The following is a 5,964-nucleotide window of genomic DNA, read 5'->3' on the forward strand; positions in this document are numbered from 1 at the left end:
CACCTACCATCGCCGACAAGCCCGTTGCTGTCGCCGCGCCAAACGTGCTCAGCAAATAGTCGGTGTACAAATCGAGTTCTTTGTTCTTCATGGCGACAGGTTATCGTATGCACTGCGTAACATCAGTGAGTAAGCTACAACCCGACCCAGCGGCTATTCCCTCCCGCTGAGTTGGGGGCTTATTTTTGTTACCCATTTTTGATACTGATTAAAAAATCTAGCGATTATCTTAAAGACGCCGACCACATCCAAAGTCGCAGCAGCTGTGCAATGCGTACTTTTCTCCCCTGCCGCTGGGCTGCTGACTTCGGGGCGTACTCACTCAAATGTCGTGCCCACAGCTATACTCTGCGCCCCTGAAAACAAGCAAATCTGCTGTTTCTGAATTTGCAAACTCAGCTTCACAATCAAACCGCCGGGGAGACGGCTTTTAATCATGGATATCGCCCGTAGCATGCTGGGTGTAGCAGTATTGTTGCTGCTCGCTTTTGTTATTTCCAACAACCGCAAAGCCATTCGACCGCGCACCGTATTTGCTGCTTTGGCAGCCCAAATCGCCATTGGCGCGCTGATTCTGTTTGTACCGTTGGGTAAGGATGCATTGGCGGGTGCCGCCAGCGCCGTCAACCATGTGCTGGAATATGGCAACCATGGCATTTCTTTCCTGTTTGGCGGCTTGGTCGATGGCAAGATGTTTGAGGTGTTCGGCAAAAATGGCTTCATCTTCGGCCTGCGCGTATTGCCGATGATCATCTTCGTCACCGCCTTTATTTCGGTGCTGTACTACATGGGTGTCATGCGCTGGATTGTCACCATCCTGGGTACGCTATTCCAGAAGCTGCTGGGCGTCAGCCGGATCGAATCCTTTTCTGCGGTGACCACCATCTTCCTAGGCCAGAGCGAGATGCCTGCGGTCGTCAAACCCTTTGCCAAGCAACTAAGCGGACCCGAGTTGTTTGCCGTGATGTCGAGCGGTATGGCAGCGGTAGCAGGCTCGGTGCTGGCGGGCTACGCAGGATTGGGGGTAAAGATGGAATACCTGATTGCCGCATCGTTTATGGCGGTACCGGGCGGCTTGCTGTTCGCCAAGATCATCTGCCCCACGACCGAACTCAGCAAAGTGGTGATTGATAATGTGAATTTCGAGGAAACCAAGCCCGCCAATGCCATCGAGGCCGCGGCAGCTGGTGCGGCAGTGGGCCTGAAGATTGCCCTTAATGTGGGTGCGATGCTGATTGCCTTCATAGGCCTGATCGCGGTACTGAACGGTGTTGTCGGCGGCATCATGGGTTGGTTCGGCTACCCGACGATGAATCTGGAAGTGCTGATGGGCTACGTATTTGCACCGTTGGCCTGGTTGATTGGCGTGCCGTGGGAACAAGCTTCCATCGCCGGCAACTTCCTGGGCCAGAAGATGATTCTGAACGAGTTCGTCGCCTACGTTCGCTTGTCGCCCTACTTGCAAGATGCCGCCAGCGTTGCCGCAGCCGGCTTGACGGTGCTCGACCCTCGCACCCTGGCCATCTTGTCATTCGCCCTGTGCGGCTTCGCCAACTTCTCGTCGATTGCCATCCTGACGGGTGGCTTCAGCGTGGTTGCGCCCGAGCGCCGGTCGGAAGTAGCACGGTATGGCTTGCGTGTTGTGGCAGCTGGTACGCTGTCCAATCTGATGAGTGCCACCATTGCCGGCTTGTTCCTGTCGATGCAATGATTCTTTGGGATGCTTATGACTGAATTAACGCGAAACCAATTGAGCGCAGCCGCTCTGCGTGCCCTGCATCTGATGGACCTCACCTCGCTAAATGACAGCGATACGGAAGCGACGGTTCAAGCGCTGGCGCGCACCGCCAACACCCCCGTCGGCACCCCTGCTGCGCTATGTGTTTATCCACGCCTGCTACGCGCGACAAAGGCCGCGTTGGTCGCCAATGGCTTGACGTTGCCGGTGGCGGTAGTCACCAACTTCCCCGCAGGTCTGCCGAATCCAGACCAAGCCGCGGCGGAAACTGCCGCTGCGGTGGCAGATGGTGCAGACGAAGTCGATGTGGTCTTCCCCTACCGGGCGTTGATGGCTGGCGATGCAGAAGTAGGTCGCCGCCTGGTGGCCCAGTGCCGCGAAGCTGTAGGTGACAAGATACTGAAAGTCATTATCGAAAGTGGCGAACTGAAAGACGCGGCATTGATTCGCCAAGCCAGCGAAATCTCGATTGCAGCCGGTGCGCATTTCATCAAGACCTCAACCGGCAAAGTGCCCGTAAATGCCACGTTGGAAGCAGCCGAAATCATGTTGCAAGCCATTCGGCAAAGTGGCCGACCCGTTGGCTTCAAGGCGGCTGGTGGTGTGCGCAGCGCAGCCGATGCCGCAGCCTACCTTGCCTTGGCCGACCGTATCATGGGCCTGGGCTGGGTTGGCCCCACCACGTTCCGATTCGGTGCATCCAGCTTGCTTGGCAGCTTGTTGACCACGCTGGGGCATACGCCAAATAGCCAAACCAACGGCTACTAATTGAAAAAACCGTGGTGCCTAACCAGCACCATGCATTACTGAACAAGCAAGGAGAACCCATGTTTTTGCCACAGGAAATCGTCCGCAAAAAGCGTGACCGCCACGCGCTGACCGACTCAGAAATCGCTGCTTTCGTGCAGGGCATCACCAACGGACAAGTCACCGACAGCCAGATTTCCGCCCTGGCGATGGCTGTGTACTTCAACGATATGAGCATTCCCGAACGCGTCGCCATGACCAAAGCCATGCGCGACTCCGGCCAAGTGCTGGAATGGCGTTCGCTGAATCTGCCCGGCCCCGTGGTAGACAAGCATTCCACCGGCGGTGTTGGCGACCTGACCTCATTGTTATTGGGCCCGATGGTGGCGGCCTGTGGTGGCTATGTACCCATGATTTCGGGACGCGGCCTGGGTCATACCGGCGGCACACTCGACAAATTCAATGCCATTCCGGGCTACAACACCGCACCGGATATCGACACCTTGCGCCGGGTAGTGCGTGAAATCGGCGTCGCCATCATCGGCCAGACTGCCCAATTGGCCCCTGCCGACAAGCGCATTTACGCGGTACGCGATGTCACCGCCACGGTGGAATCGGTCGCCATGATTACCGCATCCATTCTGTCGAAGAAACTCTCCGCCGGGCTTGATGCCCTGGTAATGGACGTCAAGGTGGGTTCCGGCGCATTCATGCCAACCTACGACAAGTCGGTCGAACTGGCGGAAAGCATTGTCAGCGTAGGCAATGGCGCAGGCATGAAGACTGCCGCACTGCTTACCGACATGAACCAATCGCTGGCCCCTTGTGCCGGCAACGCGATTGAAGTTCGTTGCGCCATCGACTACCTGACTGGCAAGCAACGGCCAGCACGCCTGCACGAAGTTACCATGGCGCTGGCAGCCCGTATGTTGTTGGTCGGTGGTTTGGCCAAGGACGATGCCGAAGCACACCAAAAACTGCAGGCTTCACTGGACTCGGGCGCGGCAGCCGAGCGCTTCGCGCGCATGGTCACCGGACTGGGCGGCCCGGCTGACTTGATGGAAGCAGCAGACCGTTATCTGGAAACCGCCCCTGTGATCGTACCTATCAAGGTACCAACCGGTGGTTATGTCAGCACAGTTGATTGCCGTGCCTTGGGCTTGGCAGTTGTCAGCCTGGGCGGTGGGCGCTACCGGCCGGAAGACAATATCGATTACGCAGTGGGCTTGTCCGAACTGGCTGAGCTTGGGAAACGGCTGGAAGCCGGGCAAACCCTAGCGGTTGTGCATGCCAGAACTGAAGCCGCGGCCCAGGCGGCCATTGCTTCGGTGCAGGCAGCCTATCAGCTGGCTGCGGAAGCACCCGTTCTGCCGTCAGTCGTCTATCGCGACATCAGCTAGACATTAATGCGAGAGTTTGCAACTTCGCCGTTATCGACTCTCGCCGGCAATACCACGGGTGGCACACCACAAGCTAGTGGCCCCCTTTGCTTCAACCCATGGAGTTACCCATGCGTGTCATATTCCTGATCATGGATTCGCTCGGCATTGGCGCAACGCCCGATGCCGTCACGTTTGGCGATGTCGGCGCCAACACCCTGGGCCACATTGCGCAATGGTGCGCCGAGGGAAAAGCCGATTTAGGCCGCCAAGGCATCCTGAAGATTCCTCATCTGGAACGTTTGGGGATGGGATTGGCCTGTGAATTAGCCTCGGGCAGCCTGCCCGCTGGTTTGTCGCCCTCGCCAGAGCTGATCGGCGCTTATGCCGCCGCCCGAGAACAATCGTCCGGCAAGGACACACCGTCTGGCCACTGGGAGCTAGCAGGCGTCCCCGTATTGTTCGACTGGGGTTACTTCGACAAGCCAACCGATACCTTTCCGCCTGAGCTACTGGACAACCTGGTGCGGCGCGCCAACCTGCCCGGCTACCTGGGCAACTGCCACGCCTCCGGCACCACCATCCTGGAACAGCTGGGCGAAGAGCACATGGCCAGCGGCAAACCGATTTTCTACACCTCGGCTGATTCGGTGTTTCAAATTGCCTGCCACGAAGAAACCTTTGGCCTGGATCGCCTTTACGCACTTTGTGAGATTGCTCGCGAAGAAGTCGATCGCTACAACATCTGCCGCGTCATCGCCCGCCCATTCCTGGGGAAGGATGCACAAAGCTTCAAGCGTACCGGCAATAGGCACGACCTTGCCGTACCACCACCCGCACCTACCGTTTTGAAGAAACTGGCCGATAACGGGGGGCATGTGCTGTCGATCGGCAAGATCGCCGACATCTACGCCAATGTCGGCATCACGCAAGCTATCAAAGCGACGGGGCTTGATGCGCTATGGGATGCAACGCTCACTGCCATCCACGAGATGCCGGACAACAGCATTGTGATGACCAACTTTGTGGACTTCGACCAAAGCTACGGCCATCGTCGCGACGTAGCAGGCTATGCGGCCGGGCTGGAATATTTCGACACCCGCCTGCCCGAGTGTCTGGCCGCCCTACGCGACGATGATGTACTGGTGATTTCTGCCGACCATGGCTGCGACCCAACATGGCCAGGGTCTGACCATACGCGTGAACATGTTCCGGTTTTGCTGTACGGCCGCCAGGTTCCTGCTGGCAGTCTTGGTGTGCGTGAAAGCTTTGCCGATGTCGGCCAAAGCATCGCCAACTGGTTTGACCTTAGCCATTTTGAACATGGCGCACTCATGCTGGTTCGCACCAACGATGCCACCTTATCGGCACCGTAGTTGGGTAATGGTAAAGCAACAGACTTTGTCCAAGCAGCATCCAGATTGATCACCAGAGCCAACCTCAATTTGATATTTTTTCGTGGATAGACCTATGAACCATCAACAACTGATTCAAGAAGCCTCCAATGCCCGCCAAAAGGCTTATGCCCCGTATTCGCGGTTTCTGGTGGGTGCGGCATTGCTCACCAAAGATGGCAAGGTTTTCCATGGCTGCAATGTCGAAAATGCGTCGTACGGCCTGTGTAACTGCGCTGAACGCACCGCCCTGTTCACTGCTATCGCGGCCGGTTACCGCCCGGGCGATTTCGCCAAGATGGCTGTGATGGCTAATACCGATGGGCCCGTAGCCCCTTGCGGTGCATGCCGCCAGGTGATGATCGAACTGGGCACGCCAGACATGGAAGTTATCCTGGCCAACCTTAAGCAACATGTCGATGTCACTACCGTGGGCGCATTACTGCCCAAGGCGTTTTATCTCGACCCGAATTCCTAGAACCTATTCACGATCTAATTGCGCATCCGGTAAAGGTGAACCGCCCCGGGTTTTATGAGGAGGGTATTTCGTTAAAGTGTTTTAGCGAGTTGCTGGTAATTGTTTGCCTCAGCTTCTGCTGGCGGGATATAACCAATGGGTTCTAGCAGGCGGTGGTGGTTAAACCATGCCACCCATTCCAACGTAGCCAGCTCCACCGCTTCTCCGGTTTTCCACGGGCCTAGCCGG

Annotated in this window: 5 protein-coding genes and 1 pseudogene; 5 read left to right on the plus strand and 1 reads right to left on the minus strand. The window is 57.1% G+C overall.

All coding sequences use genetic code 11. The annotated features are described in order from the left end of the window. The first annotated feature begins 436 nt into the window (after positions 1 to 436). The 5 genes from CSQ89_RS19305 (at position 437) to CSQ89_RS19325 (ending at position 5,736) form a co-directional block, all read left to right on the plus strand. Positions 437 to 1,711: a NupC/NupG family nucleoside CNT transporter gene (locus tag CSQ89_RS19305; RefSeq protein WP_186293410.1), complete on the plus strand. Its 1,275-nt coding sequence runs from the start codon at positions 437 to 439 to the stop codon at positions 1,709 to 1,711. Positions 1,712 to 1,726: 15 nt separating this feature from the next. Next, a complete protein-coding gene (deoC, locus tag CSQ89_RS19310; RefSeq protein ID WP_099407677.1) occupies positions 1,727 to 2,506 on the plus strand; it encodes a deoxyribose-phosphate aldolase in 780 nt (259 codons plus the stop codon). Positions 2,507 to 2,565: 59 nt separating this feature from the next. Then, on the plus strand, positions 2,566 to 3,885 hold the full coding sequence (deoA, locus tag CSQ89_RS19315) for a thymidine phosphorylase (protein ID WP_099407674.1): 1,320 nt from the start codon (positions 2,566 to 2,568) through the stop codon (positions 3,883 to 3,885). A 110-nt stretch (positions 3,886 to 3,995) separates the two neighbouring features. After that, complete coding sequence (locus CSQ89_RS19320) at positions 3,996 to 5,240, plus strand: phosphopentomutase (RefSeq protein ID WP_099407675.1); 1,245 nt, start codon at positions 3,996 to 3,998, stop codon at positions 5,238 to 5,240. Positions 5,241 to 5,334: 94 nt separating this feature from the next. Beyond that, a complete protein-coding gene (locus tag CSQ89_RS19325) occupies positions 5,335 to 5,736 on the plus strand; it encodes a cytidine deaminase (RefSeq protein ID WP_099407676.1) in 402 nt (133 codons plus the stop codon). Between the two features lie 71 nt (positions 5,737 to 5,807). Here CSQ89_RS19325 and CSQ89_RS19330 read toward each other — a convergent pair. Next, positions 5,808 to 5,964: pseudogene (locus CSQ89_RS19330) on the minus strand (IS3 family transposase); the annotation flags it as partial.

The sequence above is a fragment of the Chitinimonas sp. BJB300 genome (assembly GCF_002735695.1).
Taxonomy (GTDB): Bacteria; Pseudomonadota; Gammaproteobacteria; order Burkholderiales; family Chitinimonadaceae; genus Chitinimonas.